At 68.2% G+C, this 15,367-nt stretch carries 13 protein-coding genes; 7 read left to right on the top strand and 6 right to left on the bottom strand.

What is annotated here, in order from left to right; genetic code table 11:
• The first annotated feature begins 9 nt into the window (after window positions 1-9).
• Window positions 10-1,050 carry a DNA polymerase III subunit delta gene (gene holA / locus ACIQTT_RS00990; RefSeq protein ID WP_402784836.1) on the top strand — a complete coding sequence of 347 codons (1,041 nt, stop codon included), beginning with the start codon at window positions 10-12 and terminating at the stop codon, window positions 1,048-1,050.
• A gap of 103 nt (window positions 1,051-1,153) precedes the next feature.
• On the opposite strand, the gene rpsT is transcribed toward holA, so the two are convergent.
• Window positions 1,154-1,414, bottom strand: a complete 261-nt coding sequence (gene rpsT / locus ACIQTT_RS00995) for a 30S ribosomal protein S20 (RefSeq protein WP_247622209.1) — start codon at window positions 1,412-1,414, stop codon at window positions 1,154-1,156.
• Between the two features lie 255 nt (window positions 1,415-1,669).
• Between rpsT and ACIQTT_RS01000 the strand changes: the two genes are divergently transcribed.
• Entirely contained in the window at window positions 1,670-3,043 is a 1,374-nt protein-coding gene (locus tag ACIQTT_RS01000; RefSeq protein WP_402784839.1) for a glycoside hydrolase family 1 protein, read from the top strand.
• A 29-nt stretch (window positions 3,044-3,072) separates the two neighbouring features.
• On the top strand, window positions 3,073-4,320 hold the full coding sequence (locus ACIQTT_RS01005) for an MFS transporter (protein WP_402784842.1): 1,248 nt from the start codon (window positions 3,073-3,075) through the stop codon (window positions 4,318-4,320).
• On the opposite strand, the gene ACIQTT_RS01010 is transcribed toward ACIQTT_RS01005, so the two are convergent.
• From ACIQTT_RS01010 to ACIQTT_RS01030, 5 genes are all read right to left on the bottom strand, one after another.
• The gene (locus ACIQTT_RS01010; RefSeq protein ID WP_402784845.1) at window positions 4,315-5,040 is read right to left on the bottom strand and encodes an alpha/beta fold hydrolase; all 726 of its coding nucleotides are present in this window, start codon (window positions 5,038-5,040) and stop codon (window positions 4,315-4,317) included. The two genes, ACIQTT_RS01005 and ACIQTT_RS01010, sit on opposite strands and share 6 nt — an antisense overlap.
• Before the next feature lie 86 nt (window positions 5,041-5,126).
• Window positions 5,127-6,833, bottom strand: coding sequence for an ABC transporter family substrate-binding protein (locus tag ACIQTT_RS01015; protein WP_402784848.1), 1,707 nt, complete (start codon window positions 6,831-6,833; stop codon window positions 5,127-5,129).
• Window positions 6,834-6,928: 95 nt separating this feature from the next.
• Complete coding sequence (locus tag ACIQTT_RS01020; RefSeq protein WP_402784851.1) at window positions 6,929-8,989, bottom strand: dipeptide ABC transporter ATP-binding protein; 2,061 nt, start codon at window positions 8,987-8,989, stop codon at window positions 6,929-6,931.
• The gene (locus ACIQTT_RS01025) at window positions 8,986-9,918 is read right to left on the bottom strand and encodes an ABC transporter permease (RefSeq protein ID WP_247632038.1); all 933 of its coding nucleotides are present in this window, start codon (window positions 9,916-9,918) and stop codon (window positions 8,986-8,988) included. The genes ACIQTT_RS01020 and ACIQTT_RS01025 overlap by 4 nt, the downstream gene beginning before the upstream one ends.
• A gap of 3 nt (window positions 9,919-9,921) precedes the next feature.
• Window positions 9,922-10,905 carry an ABC transporter permease gene (locus ACIQTT_RS01030; RefSeq protein ID WP_402784855.1) on the bottom strand — a complete coding sequence of 328 codons (984 nt, stop codon included), beginning with the start codon at window positions 10,903-10,905 and terminating at the stop codon, window positions 9,922-9,924.
• A 225-nt stretch (window positions 10,906-11,130) separates the two neighbouring features.
• Between ACIQTT_RS01030 and lepA the strand changes: the two genes are divergently transcribed.
• Genes lepA through hemW form a run of 4 tightly spaced genes read left to right on the top strand, consistent with a single transcriptional unit; the run spans window position 11,131 to window position 15,365 of the window.
• Window positions 11,131-12,984: a translation elongation factor 4 gene (lepA, locus tag ACIQTT_RS01035; protein ID WP_402784858.1), complete on the top strand. Its 1,854-nt coding sequence runs from the start codon at window positions 11,131-11,133 to the stop codon at window positions 12,982-12,984.
• A gap of 2 nt (window positions 12,985-12,986) precedes the next feature.
• Window positions 12,987-13,484, top strand: coding sequence for a DUF1990 family protein (locus tag ACIQTT_RS01040; protein WP_402784861.1), 498 nt, complete (start codon window positions 12,987-12,989; stop codon window positions 13,482-13,484).
• Between the two features lie 10 nt (window positions 13,485-13,494).
• Window positions 13,495-14,148 carry a DUF1990 family protein gene (locus ACIQTT_RS01045; protein WP_402784864.1) on the top strand — a complete coding sequence of 218 codons (654 nt, stop codon included), beginning with the start codon at window positions 13,495-13,497 and terminating at the stop codon, window positions 14,146-14,148.
• Window positions 14,148-15,365 carry a radical SAM family heme chaperone HemW gene (gene hemW / locus ACIQTT_RS01050; protein ID WP_402784867.1) on the top strand — a complete coding sequence of 406 codons (1,218 nt, stop codon included), beginning with the start codon at window positions 14,148-14,150 and terminating at the stop codon, window positions 15,363-15,365. Before ACIQTT_RS01045 ends, hemW begins: the two co-directional genes overlap by 1 nt.
• Window positions 15,366-15,367: the final 2 nt, after the last annotated feature.

Below are 15,367 nucleotides of genomic sequence, written 5' to 3' on the forward strand. Positions count from 1 at the left end.
TCTGGAACCATGGCAGCTCCGCGATCCTCCTCCCGCACCGCCGCCAAGCCGTCGAAGGTCCCCCAGGTCTCCTGGCGCGATCCGCGTCCCGCCCCGCTCGTGCTGGTCTCCGGACCCGAGGAGATCTGCGCCGAGCGCGCGATCGCCGGCATCCGCGACTACCTGCGCGCCGAGGACCCGGCCCTCGAAGTCAGCGACATCCGTGCCGACGACTACGCGCCCGGCACCCTGCTCTCCATGACATCGCCGTCCCTCTTCGGCGAGCCGCGGCTCGTGAGGGTCTCGGGCGTCGAGCGCTGCTCCGATGCCTTCCTGCAGGAGGCCGTGTCGTATCTCGACCAGCCGCAGGACGGCGCGACCGTGATCCTCCGGCACACCGGAGCCAGCGTCCGTGGCAAGAAGCTCCTCGACGCGTTGCGCGCCGGGACGGGCGAGGGCATCGAGATCGCCTGCCCCGCCATCAAGCGCGACGGCGACCGCGTCGATTTCGCCGCGGGTGAGTTCAAGGCCGCGAAGAAGCGCATCCAGCCATCCGCGCTGCGGGCGCTCGTCTCGGCCTTCGCCGATGACCTCACCGAGCTCGCCGCCGCATGTCAGCAGCTCATCGGCGATGTCGAGGGCGACGTGACCGACGACGTCGTCACCAAGTACTACGGGGGTCGCGTCGAGGTCTCCGCCTTCGTCGTCGCCGACACGGCGATCGCCGGTCGTTACGGCGAGGCGCTCATCTCCCTGCGCCACGCGCTGTCGTCCGGTGCCGATCCGGTGCCGATGGTCGCTGCCTTCGCGATGAAGCTGCGCACCATGGCGCGCGTTGCGGGCAACCGGGAGCCGAGCCGTCAGCTCGCGCAGCGCCTCGGCATGAAGGACTGGCAGGTCGACCGTGCACGACGCGATCTCGCCGGGTGGAACGAGCGCTCACTCGGGCTCGCGATCCAGGCGACTGCACGGGCGGATGCCGAGGTGAAGGGCGCGTCACGCGACCCGATCTTCGCGCTCGAGCGCATGGTCACGGTCATCGCCACCCGCCGTCCGTTCGGCGAGGAGTAGTCCGCCGTTCTGCTCCGTCGCTGCAGGGTGAAGCCCGCACGCGTCACAGACACGAAGAAGGCCCGCCCCGCGAACGGGACGGGCCTTTCTCAGCGGTGCTGGCTCAGAGAGCGGCGACCGACTTGGCGATGGCCGACTTGCGGTTCGACGCCTGGTTCTTGTGCAGGACACCCTTGCTGACGGCCTTGTCGAGCTTGACGGCGGCCTTCTTGAGGGTGGCCTCGGCGGCTGCCTTGTCGCCTGCGGCGACGGCTGCCTTGGTCTGACGAACGAGGGTCTTGAGCTCGCTCTTCACGGCCTTGTTGCGCTCGTGAGCCTTCTCGTTGGTCTTGTTGCGCTTGATCTGCGACTTGATGTTTGCCACGTGTGGACGCTTTCTGTACAGGAGTGATTCGGAGTGCCGGCAGCAGAAGAGGGCTGCTGCACGACGGTCGTGAGGGAAGAACCCACACGCAAGCCAAGAAGCAACTCTACCAGCAGTCAGGCGGATCACGCGAAACGACGCCTCTCGGGTGGCGTCCGGACTCCGACACGACGAGGCGATCGCGGAACTCGGTCGCGCGAAACGCGGTACCGGGTGCAGAATCAGGATCACCCGACACAGACGCCAAGGAGCGACATGAGTTCTGCTTCCCGCGATACCGTTCTGCCCTCAGGTCTCCGCTGGTCCGCGGCGACGTCCGCCATCCAGATCGAAGGCTCTCCCTCCGACGACGGGGGAGGGCGCTCGATCTGGGACGACTTCGCCTATGCGCCGGGTGCGGTGCGAGACGGCTCGACGCCGCAACGCACCTGCGACAGCTATCGGCATCCGGAGGCCGACGTCGCCCTGGTGGCCGACCTCGGCATCGACCGCTACCGCTTCTCGATCCCGTGGGCGCGCGTGCAACCGGACGGGCGCGGCGCGGGCAACACCGCCGCGCTGGACCACTACTCCCGCCTCGTCGATGCGCTGCTCGAGGTGGGCGCGACCCCGTTCCCCACGCTGTACCACTGGGAGATGCCGAGCGCGGTGGAGTCCGACGGCGGCTGGCTCATCCGCGACACGGCCGAACGCTTCGCGGACTATGCCACGATCGTGGCGGATCGGCTCGGCGATCGGGTAGCCCACTGGTACACGCTCAACGAACCGGCGATGACTACGCTGCAGGGGTACGGGACCGGCGCGCTCGCCCCCGCACGACCGCTGCTGTTCCACGCCCTGCCGACCGTCCACCATCAGCTCCTCGCGCACGCGTACGCCGCCGAGGCGCTGCGGTCGCGGGGCGCGACCGCAGTCGGCCTCGTCAACAACCACACCCGCGTGCTTCCGCTCAGCGCATCGCGAGAAGATCTCGTGGCCGCGACCATCTACGACATGCTCCACAACAGAATGTTCAGCGAGCCACTCCTCGCCGGCGAGTACCCCGATCTCGAGGCGCTCGGCCTGCCGCCGATGCCCGTGCTCGACGGGGACCTCGCGCGCATCGCGGCGTCGATCGATTTCTACGGCATCAACTTCTACAACCCCACGACGGTGAGCGTCGCCGATCCCGCAGGACCGCTGCCGTTCGAGATCGTGCCGACGCCCGGGGCACCTGTCACCGGCTTCGGCCCGGAGTGGCCGATCGTGCCCGGGGCGCTCCGCGATCTGCTCGTCGACCTCCATCGGCGGCATCCGCACATGCCACCGGTGATCATCGGCGAGAACGGTGCGTCCTTCCCCGAACTCGACGACGCGGTCCGCGTCGACGATGCCGATCGCATCGACTACCTCGCCGATCACATCGCGGCGGTCGGTGAAGCGATGGCCGCCGGGGTTCCCGTCGAGGAGTACACGGTCTGGTCCCTCCTCGACAACTGGGAGTGGGCCGACGGCTTCACCCAGCGCTTCGGCCTCGTGCACGTGGACTTCGCCACGGGGGAGCGCACGCCCAAGGCCTCGTACGACTGGTACCGGGACGCCATCGCCCGCACTCGCACCGCAGCGGCGATCGAGCGGAGCGTGCAATGACCGCGGCGACGAGGGTAGGCGCGCGGTGGATGTCGCTGTTCACTCTCGCCTGGCTCGCGATCTGGACCGTGCAGCTCACCCCCGTGCAGCTCCTCCTGCCCCTGCAACTCGACACCCCTGAAGACGATTGGATCCGGGGAGTGGTCTCCTCGGGCCTCGTCCTCGGAATCGGCGGACTCGCTGGCATCGTCGCGGGGCCCCTCGCCGGAGCGCTGTCGGATCGTGCCCGACCGGGGCGTTCGCGCCGACGGCCGTGGGCGCTCGCGGGCGTGTGGACGACCGCGGCCTTCCTGGTGCTCACCGGTTTCTGCGCGGGGCCCTGGGCGGTCGGCGGGGCGTGGGTCGGTGTCTCGATCGGTGTCGCGGTGTCGTCGGCCGCTTTCACCGCGATGATCGCGGATCAGCTGCCCACGACGCAGCGGGGCGCGGCATCCGCAGCGGTCGGGTCGAGTCAGGCCGTCGGCATCGTGCTGGGCGTCGGTCTCGTCGTGCTGCTCGGTCTCGACATCGTCTCGGGTTACCTGCTGCTCGCCGCCGTCATCGCCGCGGTCGGCAGTGCTGCGGCCCTGCTGCTGCCCGACCCTTCCTCGGCGGAGACGGTGCGCCCGGAGACGGTGCGCCCGGAGACGGTGCGCCCGGAGACGGTGCGCCCGGAGACAGTGCGGCCGGCGACCCGAGACCGTCGGCGCCTCGCCTCGCTGCGCGACCGCGACTTCGCCTGGATGCTCGCCGGGCGTCTCATGACCAACATCGGCAACGCGCTGGGGACGGCGCTCTTCCTCTTCTTCCTCCTGCACGGCCTCGGTCAGCCGTCATCGACGGCGCAGGACAACCTCCTGCTGCTCATCGTCGTCTACACGCTGTTCGTGGTCGCGGCATCCGTGCTCACCGGCATCCTGTCCGATCGCACGGGCGACCGTCGTCGGCTCGCCGTGATCGCCACCGTCGTGCAGGCGGCGTCCGGTGTCGCGATCGCGCTCGTTCCGACGTTCGAGATGACGATGGTCGCCGCCGCCCTCATGGGACTCGGGTACGGCGCGTTCTCGACCGTCGGTCTCGCGTTCGCCGCCGATCTGCTGCCCGACGAGAAGGACCACGCCCGGGATCTCGGCATCGTCAACGTCACCGCGGCCCTCGGCCAGCTGATCGGCCCGGTTCTCGGGGCCGGTCTCGTGGCGCTGGTGGGTGGCTTCTGGCTCGTCTTCGTGGCCGCCACGGTGCTGTCGCTCGCCGGCGGAGTGCTCACCGCCCTCGCACGGCAACCGCAGAGGTCATGAGCTCTCGTTCTCGAGCGTCGCGATCGCGAGCTGCAGCACGGCGTTGAAGACGCGGGGTCGCATCGCCGTCACGAGGTGCGTGGTGCGCGGCACGACGATGAGCTCGGCCTGCGGCGCCAGCGAGCAGAAGAGGGCCTCGTGGCGACGCAGCTGGTCGTACTGGCCGTTGATGAACCAGAGAGGCAGCCGGATGCGCGCGACCGCCGCGGCGAGGTCGAGCGCCGAGAGACTGCCCAGGGCGATGTCCTGCGCGTCGAGCGCATAACCGCCCGCGCCGAAGTCGTCGCGGGTCTCCGGGGGGATCGTGGCATCGAGCACGCGATCCGAGAGCCAGCGTCCGCGGTCGGGCAGGGAATCCATCGCGCGCGCGAGCCAACGGTAGGCGGCAAGGCCCGCCCCGATGGGCAGCGCGGTGCACGACGCCGCGACGAGGCCTGCGACGGGGGTGGCCTCGCCGCCTCCGGTGTACGCGAGCGAGAGGATCCCGCCCATGGAGTGCCCGACGAGCAGCACCGGTCCGCGCGTCGCCGCATCGCGTACGGCGGCATCGATCGTGTGCAGGGCCTCGTGGAGCGTGAAGTCCTCGGCGATGCGCGTCCCGTGCCCCGGCAGGTCGACCGCGGAGTGCGCGTATCCGTGAGTGTCGAGGAAGGCCTGCTGAGAGCGCCACATGGTGGCCGATGTGCGGATGCCGTGCACGAAGACGATCTGGACGCTCACGCTCTCAGCCTAGGTGCGCATTCCACGCACCGCACGAGAAAGGCGGGGCCGGTGGAAGACCACCGACCCCGCCTCGGATGAGGGGATTACTTCTCCCAGCCCACGTTCTCGACGGGCAGGAGCCCGAAGAGGTCGAGACCGGTGTAGGTCTCGGGGGTGAGGTTGGCGAGTCCCTTGGTCACCGTGCGGATCTCGGGGCCGGAGTACAGCGGCAGGATGCCCCACGTCTCCTTGATGACCTCGGTCTCGACCTTGGTGCCCTCGGCAATCTGCTCCTCCGCGGTGGGGAGGTCGGCGACGCCCGCGATCTTCTCGTCGAGCTCCGGCGTGCCGGTGGCCGACAGGTTCAGGCCGCTGTCGGAGCAGTAGACCTGGCAGAAGTACGCGAACCCGTAGGGGTCGCTCGACGAGAAGCCCATGAGGATGATGTCCCAGTCCTTCGTCGTCACCGTCGTCGAGAACTCCGACGCCGGACGCACGTCGACCGTGACCTCGACACCGATCGCCTTGAGCTGCGCCTGGATGACCTTTCCACGCGTCTCGACGATGGGGTCGTCGCCGAAGACCGGCAGGGCGACCGACAGCTTGACGCCGTCCTTCTCGCGGATGCCGTCGCTGCCCGCGACCCATCCGGCATCGTCGAGGAGTGTGTTCGCCTCGTCGTCATCGAACTTCCAGCCCGCGTCGCCGAGCGAGTCGACGAAGCCTTCCTGGAACGGGAAGAGGATCAGCGAACCGGCGGGGTCCTCGGTGTAGCCGAGGCCGTTCCAGACGACCTCCTTGAGCTGCTCGCGGTCGATCGCCTTCATGATGGCCTCGCGCACCTTGATGTCGGCGAGCTGGGGGCGCTCGGCGTTCAACTGCATGAGGTTGGTGGCGGTGCGCTGCGCCTTGTAGGTCACGACGTCGTCCATGTCGGCGACCTGCGCGAGGCGGTCGGCGGTTCCGGTCGAGGCCATGTCGATCTCGCCGGCCTTGAACGCGTTGATCTCGGCGGTGTCGTCGAGCTGACGGAAGGTCACCTTGTCGAGCAGCGGCTTGTCGCCCCACCAGTCCGGGTTAGGCTCGAAGATGACCGTGCCGCCCTTGGGGTCGAACTCGGTCATCTCGTAGGGGCCGGAGCCCCAGTCGGGGTTCGCCTCGTTGAGGTAGCCCTCGTTGAAGAGCTCCGGCGTGTTGATGTTCGGGTTCACGAGGTGCCAGAACAGGCCGTTCGTCCAGGGGTAGACCTGCGTGAACGTCACGACGGCCTGGCGGTCGTCGGTGCCCTGCTCGACACTCTCGATCAGCGAGTAGCCGTCGGTCGAGTTGGGGACGTATCCCTCGTCGGTCGAGCGCAGAGCCTTCCAGGTCTGCTCGTAGGCGGTCCAGTCGATCGGCGAGCCGTCGTTCCAGACGGCGTCGGGGTTGATCGTGTAGGTGACGACGGTCTTGTCGTCGACGACCTCGGTGGTCCAGTCGGTGAGGTAGTTCGGGTTGGCGTACGCCTCGCCGTCCGGGGTCATGAGGATCGTCTGGGGGTTGTACCACTCCCAGAGCGTTGCGGTGTCGACCGTGGCGTCGGAGTGGTTGGCGTTCATCTGCGGCGTGATCTCGCTGATGGGGAAGGTGACCTCGCCGCCCTCCTGCAGATTCTCGCGGGGCTGCGGGTTGTAGTCGGCGCCCGTGACGGCCTGGGCCTCGCCGCCGTCGTCGGTGCTACCGCCGTCGCCGCCCGATGCGCAGCCGCTCATGACGAGTGCGAGGGCGCCGCTGAGGGCGAGAGCGCCCAGCAGCTTCTGATGCCTTTTCATGGTGTGGTGTGCTCCTTCTTGTGCCGTGTCGGCCTGTGGGGATGGGGGAAGGTTAAGCCTGTGGCGCTCCGACGTCGATTAATCGTTGTTAACCGTTACCGGAAGTGGCATGCGTTCATGTGCGCGGTGGAGGGGCCCGTCAACTCGGGAACCTCGCCCTCGCAGCGTGCCTGCTGCTCGGGTGCGAGCGTCGGGTAGAGAGGGCAGCGGCTGACGAAGGAGCAGCCGCGCACCTCCTCGGTCGGACTGGGCAGGTCGCCCGAGAGGACGATCCGCTCGCGTGCGCGCTCGATGTCGGGATCGGGCACGGGGATCGCCGACAGCAGCGCCTGCGTGTACGGATGCTGCGGATCGTCGAACACGCTGTCGACGTCGCCCTCCTCGACGAAGGCGCCGAGGTACATCACCGCGACGCGATCGGCGATGTGGCGGACGACGGCGAGGTCGTGCGCCACGAAGAGGTACGAGATCCCCAGCTTCACCTTGAGCTCGTCGAGCAGGTTGATCACGCCGGCCTGGATCGATACGTCGAGCGCCGAGACGGGCTCGTCGAGCACGATGATCTTGGGATTGGTCGCGAGGGCGCGGGCGATGCCGATGCGCTGACGCTGTCCACCCGAGAAGGCTCCGGGGAACCGATCGGAATGCGCCGGATCGAGACCGACGAGATCCATGAGCTCGTCGACCCGGTTGTCGGCCTCGTCGCCCTTGACGCCGATGGCGTGCAGCGGCTCGGCGATGATGTCGGCGACGGTCATGCGCGGGTCCAGGGCTCCCATCGGGTCCTGGAAGACGATCTGGATGTCCCGGCGCAGATGGCGTTCCGCGGCGCCGCGGCGAACATCGGAGACACTGGTGCCGCCGATCCGGATGTCGCCGTTCTCCTGCGGCACGAAGTCCATGATCTGCAGGAGGGTGGTCGACTTGCCGCTGCCGGACTCGCCGACGATCGCCATCGTCTCGCCCTTGCGCACGTCGAAGGTCACACCCTTGACCGCGTGGACCGATCCCACCCGACGCTTGACGAAGGCTCCCTTGAGGAGGGGGAAGGTCTTGGTGAGGTTCGTGACCTCGAGGGCGATCGGGCGCTCCTCGCGGGGTGTGCGGGTCAGTGCACTCTCCGGGATCGGCGGCACGGGGTAGACCGGCAGTCCGCCGAGCATGCCGCCGTCGTCGATCTCGTGCGATCGGATGCATGCGGCTCGGTGCTCGCTGGAGGTGCTCGTCGGCACCGGGAGCAGGTCGGGTTCCGACGCCCGGCACGCATCGATCGCGATCGGGCAGCGCGCCGCGAACGGGCAGGCATCGGGAAGATCGATCAGCAGCGGTGGGTTGCCGTGGATCGGGATGAGCGGCACCTTCTCGGCGGCGTCGACCCGGGGCATCGCGCCGAGGAGGCCGATCGAGTACGGCATCCGCGTGTGGTGGAAGAGCTCGCGCACGGGCGCCTGCTCGACGGCGCGTCCCGCGTACATCACGAGGACGTCGTCGGCCGTCTTGGCGACGACCCCCATGTCATGGGTGATGAGGATCACCGCGGCGCCGGTCTCGCGCTGCGCGGTTCCGAGCAGGTCGAGGATCTGCGCCTGGATGGTGACGTCGAGGGCGGTCGTCGGCTCGTCGGCGATGATCAGCTTCGGGTTGTTCGCCATGGCGATGGCGATCACCACGCGCTGGCGCATTCCGCCCGAGAACTCGTGGGGGAAGGCCTTCAAGCGCCGCTCCGGATTCGGGATGCCGACGAGACGGAGCAGTTCGATCGCGCGGGCCTGGGCTTCTTTCTTGCCCATGCTCTTGTGCACGGTGAGCGCTTCGACCAGCTGATCGCCGATCGTGTACACGGGCGTCAGCGACGTGAGCGGATCCTGGAAGACCATCGACAGCCCGTTCCCACGGATCATCGACAGCTGGGCATCCGTCTTGCCGATCAGCTCCTGGCCGTCGAAGACGATCGAACCCTCGACCTTCGCGTTCTCGGTCAGCAGGCCCATGATCGCCAGCGACGTGACGGACTTGCCCGAGCCGGACTCGCCCACGATGCTCAGCGTGCGGCCGGCTTCGAGGTCGAACGAGATGCCGCGCACCGCGTCGACGCGACCGGCCTCCGAGGGGAAGCTGACGCGCAGGTCGCGGACGGAGAGGATGGGAGCGGTCATGCGCGGCCTCCCGCGGCAGAGGTCGGGTCGAGGGCGTCGCGCAGACCGTCGGCGATCAGGGCCATCGAGATCGTGAGGAGGGTGAGCGCGGCCGCGGGGAAGTAGAACAGCCAGGGCGCGCTCGTGATGGTCGCCGAGCCGGAGCCGATGAGCGAGCCGAGCGACACGTCCGGCGCCTTCACACCGAAACCGAGGAACGACAGGCTGGTCTCGGTCTGCACCGCGCCGACGACGCCGAGCGTGAAGTTGATGACCAGCAGCGATCCGATGTTGGGGAGCATGTGCCGCAGCACGATCCGGAATCCGGGCACGCCCATGTACTTCGCGGCGGAGATGTACTCGCGTTCGCGGAGAGAGAGCGAGAGCGTCCAGATGACGCGGGCGGGGAAGAACCAGTTGATCGCGATCATGATGACCGCGATGATCCGCCAGTCGCCGCCGGCGCTGTTCGAGATCATCGCCAGGATGAGGAACGTCGGCACGACCATGAGGAAGTGGATGACGACGAGCACGCCGCGCTCGAACACGCCGCCGAAGTAGGCGGCGGCTGCGCCGATGAGCGCGGAGAGCACGGTCGTTCCGATCGACACGGCCAGGGCGATCATGAGCGACCGTTGCAGACCGACGACGACCTGGGCGTAGAGGTCGTTGCCCGCGCCGTTCGTGCCGAACCAGTGCTCGGCGGACGGGGGCTTCGTCAGTGCGAGGAAGTCCAGTTCGATGTGGTCGTACTGCTGGAAGAGGGGGCCGATCAGGGCGAACAGCACGATGATGACGAAGATCACCGCGCCCGCGACGGCACCGCGGTTGCGCAGGAAGCGGCGTCCGTACAGCTCGAACTTCGACATCCGCTTTCTCGGTGTGCGCACCGGGGTCGCCGGCGGGTCGTCGCCGTGGCGGAGGGGATCGGAGAGGTCTGCGATGCTCATGGTTCAGCTCACCCGCACTCGTGGATCGAGGATGACGACGGCGATGTCCGAGAGGACGGCGCCGATCGCGGTCATCACGGCGCCGAAGGCCGCGACGGCGACGACGCCGTGGATATCGTTCGTCGCGATGGTCTGTGTGAAGTACTTGCCCATGCCGTTCCACCCGAAGATCGATTCGGTGAGGACGGCGCCGGTGAAGACCGCGGGAATGGAGAAGGCCACCTGCGTCGTCACCGGGATCAGCGAGGTGCGCAGCGCGTGGCGGCGGATCGCCTGGGACTTGGTCAGCCCTTTGGCGCGCGCGGTGCGCACGTAGTCGGCGTTGATGTTGTCGAGCAGCAGCGAGCGCTGCAGGAAGTGGATGCCGGCGTAGCTGACGAGGATCAGCGCGATGGTCGGGAGTATCAGGTGCTGCAGCGCATCTATGAGGACGGGGAAGAACCCGCTCACCCCCGGGCTCGCCGCTCCCGTGACGAAGAAGATCCGGGTGCCGGTCGCGCTGTTCGCCTGGATCGCGAGCAGCACGATTCCCAGCGACGCGACGACGATCGGGATGTTCATCGTGATGATCGAGGTCGCCTGTCCGATGCGGTCGGCGAGCTTGTACTGGCGCGAGGCGGTGTAGACGCCGAGCGCGATGCCGATCACGGTGAAGAGGATGGTGGCCCCGAGCACGAGCTCGGCGCTGACCCAGACGCGGTAGGCGACCTGATCGTTCACCGAATCGCCCGTGGGGCTGAGCCCCCAGTTCCAGCGGAAGAGGATGTTGCTGAACCACGTCCACCAGCGCTCGATGAGGGGTACCGTGTCGTCGAGGTTGCGGGGGCGGAGCAGTGCTTCGATCTGCTCCTCGTTGAGAGGGGGGCGGCGGCCGACGTAGTTGCTGCGCGGGTCCAGATAGAGCCAGGCGAGGAAGTACGTGAGGTTCGTCGCCACGACGATCATGAGCAGCCAGCCCAGTGCTCGACGTAGCAGGTACTTGATCAAGGTCGGTATCTCTCTCTTCACCAGAGCCGAACGGGATCGCCGTTGCGGATCCGATCAATGTGCTTCACTCCGGACGTGCCTCTTCGCTCGTTCCGGTATACCAAAAAGATGTTACGGGGTCGTTTCCTTCGTGGAACTGGGTTCCATGCCGGAGACCTGGGCGACGTTACCACCGGATCGGCGGAATCGGGCATTAGGCCTCCCTCACCGTAGAATCGACGCAACATGTCCCCACGCGCTCTCACTCCGCTTCAGCCTGCCGCGACGCCCGCGACGCAGATCCGAAATTTCTGCATCATCGCGCACATCGATCACGGCAAGTCGACCCTCGCCGACCGCATGCTGCAGATCACCGGTGTCGTCTCCGACCGAGACATGCGCGCTCAGTACCTGGACCGCATGGACATCGAGCGTGAGCGCGGCATCACGATCAAGAGCCAGGCCGTGCGCATGCCGTGGGAGATCGAGGGCGAGACGTTCGCGCTCAACATGATCGACACCCCGGGCCACGTCGATTTCACGTACGAGGTCTCCCGCTCGCTCGCCGCGTGCGAGGGAGCGATCCTGCTCGTCGACGCGGCGCAGGGCATCGAGGCGCAGACCCTCGCGAACCTCTACCTCGCGCTCGAGAACGATCTGCACATCATCCCGGTGCTGAACAAGATCGACCTCCCGGCCGCCGATCCCGACAAGTACGCCAAGGAGCTCGCGTCGCTCATCGGCGGCAAGCCGGAGGACGTCCTCCGCGTCTCCGGCAAGACCGGCGTCGGTGTCGAGGCGCTGCTCGATCGACTCGTTAAGGAGATCCCCGCTCCGGTGGGTGACGCGGATGCTCCGGCGCGCGCGATGATCTTCGACTCGGTCTACGACGCCTACCGCGGCGTCGTCACCTATGTCCGCATGGTCGACGGCAGCCTGTCGCCGCGCGAGCGCATCCAGATGATGTCGACCGGCGCGAACCACGAGGCGCTCGAGGTCGGTGTCTCGAGCCCCGAGCCGATCCCGACCAAGGGACTCGGCGTCGGCGAAGTGGGGTACCTCATCACAGGCGTGAAGGACGTGCGTCTGTCGAAGGTGGGCGACACCGTCACGTCGGCGCGCAAGCCCGCGACCGACGCTCTGGCCGGATACACCGACCCCAAGCCCATGGTCTTCTCGGGTATCTATCCCATCGACGGCAGCGACTACGCCGAACTCCGCGAAGCCCTCGACAAGCTCAAGCTCTCGGATGCCTCCCTGCAGTACGAGCCGGAGACCTCGGTGGCCCTCGGGTTCGGTTTCCGCTGCGGCTTCCTCGGCCTGCTGCACCTCGAGATCATCACCGAGCGGCTCTCGCGCGAGTTCGGACTCGATCTCATCACAACGGCACCGAGCGTGATCTATGAGGTGCTGACCTCCGACACCGGCGAGACGGTCACGGTCACGAACCCGAGCGAGTACCCCGACGGCCGCATCGGCTCCGTGTCGGAACCGATCGTCAAGACCGCGATCCTGCTCCCGAAGGACTACGTGGGCACGGTCATGGAGCTCTGCCAGTCGCGTCGCGGCTCGCTGCTCGGCATGGAGTACTTCTCGGAGGAGCGCGTCGAGCTGCGCTACATGATGCCGCTCGGGGAGATCGTCTTCGACTTCTTCGACCAGCTCAAGTCCAAGACGCAGGGCTATGCCTCGCTCGACTACGAGCCCGCCGGTCAGCAGGAGGCCGACCTCGTCAAGGTCGACATCCTGCTCCAGGGCGAGAAGGTCGACGCATTCAGCTCGATCGTCCACCGCGACAAGGCCTACGCCTACGGCACGATGATGGCCGAGCGTCTGCGCAAGCTCATCCCTCGCCAGCAGTTCGAGGTGCCGATCCAGGCGGCGATCGGTGCACGCATCATCGCTCGCGAGACCATCCGCGCCATCCGCAAGGACGTGCTCGCCAAGTGCTACGGCGGTGACATCACCCGTAAGCGCAAGCTCCTCGAGAAGCAGAAGGAGGGCAAGAAGCGCATGAAGATGGTCGGCCGCGTCGAGGTCCCCCAGGAGGCGTTCATCGCCGCGCTCTCGGGCGACGTCGAGGGCAAGGACAAGAAGTAACGATGGCGCTCCCGCCGTACACGCGCGGGATGACGCGGCATCCGATCGTCGACGTCCCGGCGGGGATGCGCCTTTCCGAGCGCAGCATCCGGGTCGCTCCGGAGGGCCAGGATGCCGTTCGTGCGCTGATCCGCTCCTGGGAGTTCAAGCGGCGGGCGGGTTTCGACGGTCCACGCACGGCACCGTTCACCGGGCAGGAGGGCGTGCTGGCCAAGCGCGTGCTCGGCATCCGGTTCTCCGAACCGATCCGGGTCGTGTGGGCGGATGAGCGGGGTTTCGGGTACGAGACGCGCCCGGGGCATCCGATCTACGGAGAGGAGTCGTTCGCGCTCGACGACGGCGTGTTCACCGCTCGTTCGATCTCGCGCCCCGCGACCATCGTGTGGTGGCTGCTGTCGCCCGCGCTGAGACTGATCCAGCGCCGCACCCACGCGCGGTACACCCGCATCGTCGCCGCCGAGGCGCGCGAGTGGGGTGTTCGTCCAGGCAACCGCCAGTAGGCTGGATGTCATGCGGCGCGGGAACTTCCGAGACGACACGGTGGACTATGCGGCCGTGGGTGCCACCCACGCGCCCGATCTGATGCAGTACCCGCCGGAGCGCAGCTTCCCGGCGGAGGAATCCTGGCGGATCGGCTCCGGAGCGGAGCGTTTCCAGACGGCCGGCGAAGCTCTGCTGTCGTGGACGGCGCAGCGCGCGGCCGGACTCGTGATCGAAGACGTGCGCCCGGCACCGGGCCCGGCGTACGCGGGTGTGAGCTTCGATGCCGAGGGTAACCCCATCGCGCCGAGCAAGCGCGACGTCGAGCCCCGCTACGACGCCGAGGGAACTCCCTTCGTCGGCCCGGGGATGACGCTGCGCGTGCGCGGTCGGCTGTCGGGGATGCGGGCGGATGCCGAGCTGCGCGTGATCTCGGTCACCGAGGAGGCCCGCCGCATCGGTTTCGTGCTCGGCACGGTCGGCGGATCCGTCGTCAGCGGCGAGGAGTCCTTCGACGTCGACTGGCGCGAGGACAACGACGAGGTCTGGTTCACGGTGCGCGCGTTCGACGCCCCCAACTCCCTGCTCTACCGCACGGTGCCGCCGCTCGTGAAGCGCCGCCGCCGCGAGCTCTTCGCCCGCTACCTCCGGGCGATCTCCCCGCTCTACGCGACCCCCCTCTGATGGCGGGGCCCCTTCCTCTCGGCGATCCCGCACCGTCCGACGGCCGCCTGCCGGCCGATCTGCCGATCGATCCTTCGGTGCCCTTCTCGGCGTACCTCCACATCCCGTTCTGCCGGGTGCGGTGCGGATACTGCGACTTCAACACCTACACCTCGAGCGAATTACGCGGCGCCCGTCAGGAGGACTACGCCTCCACGCTCCTCGCCGAGATCGACCTCGCGCGACACGTACTGGATGAGGCGGGTGCGCTGCGCCCGATGGACACGGTCTTCTTCGGCGGGGGAACGCCCACTCTGCTCCCGGCGGGCGACCTCGCGCGGATGCTGGGCGCCGCAGTCTCGGCTTTCGGTCTCGCCGAGGGCGCGGAGGTCACGGTCGAGGCGAACCCCGACACCGTCACGCCCGAGGTCGCCCGCACGCTCGCGGATGCCGGGGTGACGCGTCTCTCGATCGGTATGCAGTCGGCGGTGCCGCACGTGCTCGCCGCTCTCGACCGCACGCATGATCCCGACAACGTGCGCACGGCCGTCGCCGCCGCGAAGGACGCGGGGCTCGCGGTCAGCGTCGATCTCATCTACGGTGCGCCGGGCGAGTCGCTCGCCGACTGGGAGGCGTCGCTGGACGCCGCCCTCGAACTCGAGTCCGACCACATCTCGGCGTACGCGCTCATCATCGAGGACGGCACGAAGCTCGCCCGTCAGATCCGACGCGGCGAGGTGCCGACGCCCGACGACGACCTGCAGGCCGACATGTACGAGCTCGCCGATCGCCGTCTCGCCGCCGCGGGCTTCGAGTGGTACGAGGTGAGCAACTGGGCGCGCAGCGACGCGCAGCGCTCGCGTCACAACCTCGCCTACTGGCGGGGGAGCGACTGGTGGGGCTTCGGGCCGGGGGCGCACAGCCACGTGGCCGGACTCCGCTGGTGGAACGTCAAGCATCCGGCGGCCTACGCGCAGCGGCTCTCTGCATCCGATTCTCCGGCCGCCGGCACCGAGCGTCCCGACGAGGGCGCGCGGATGCTCGAACGGGTGCTCCTGCAGAGCCGCCTCGTCGAGGGCATCGCCGTGGCCGACCTGCCCGCGGGCAACCGTGCGAACGTCGCGGGGTTCATCGCCGACGGGCTCGTCGACGCCCGCGCCGCCGTGCAGGGGCGGGTGCAGCTGACGCTGCGCGGACGGCTCCTGGCCGACGCGGTCGTCCGCGAGCTCACCGACTGACG

This window comes from Microbacterium sp. NPDC090225, assembly GCF_044772365.1.
Lineage (GTDB): Bacteria > Actinomycetota > Actinomycetes > Actinomycetales > Microbacteriaceae > Microbacterium.

Coding starts and splice junctions, on each gene's coding strand:
- hemW (WP_402784867.1), top strand. CDS start 14,148: ATGGCGGGGCCCCTTCCTCTCGGCGATCCCGCACCGTCCGACGGCCGC.
- ACIQTT_RS01040 (WP_402784861.1), top strand. CDS start 12,987: ATGGCGCTCCCGCCGTACACGCGCGGGATGACGCGGCATCCGATCGTC.
- ACIQTT_RS01000 (WP_402784839.1), top strand. CDS start 1,670: ATGAGTTCTGCTTCCCGCGATACCGTTCTGCCCTCAGGTCTCCGCTGG.
- ACIQTT_RS01015 (WP_402784848.1), bottom strand. CDS start 6,833: ATGAAAAGGCATCAGAAGCTGCTGGGCGCTCTCGCCCTCAGCGGCGCC.
- ACIQTT_RS01020 (WP_402784851.1), bottom strand. CDS start 8,989: ATGACCGCTCCCATCCTCTCCGTCCGCGACCTGCGCGTCAGCTTCCCC.
- holA (WP_402784836.1), top strand. CDS start 10: ATGGCAGCTCCGCGATCCTCCTCCCGCACCGCCGCCAAGCCGTCGAAG.
- ACIQTT_RS01025 (WP_247632038.1), bottom strand. CDS start 9,918: ATGAGCATCGCAGACCTCTCCGATCCCCTCCGCCACGGCGACGACCCG.
- ACIQTT_RS01045 (WP_402784864.1), top strand. CDS start 13,495: ATGCGGCGCGGGAACTTCCGAGACGACACGGTGGACTATGCGGCCGTG.
- ACIQTT_RS01005 (WP_402784842.1), top strand. CDS start 3,073: ATGTCGCTGTTCACTCTCGCCTGGCTCGCGATCTGGACCGTGCAGCTC.
- lepA (WP_402784858.1), top strand. CDS start 11,131: ATGTCCCCACGCGCTCTCACTCCGCTTCAGCCTGCCGCGACGCCCGCG.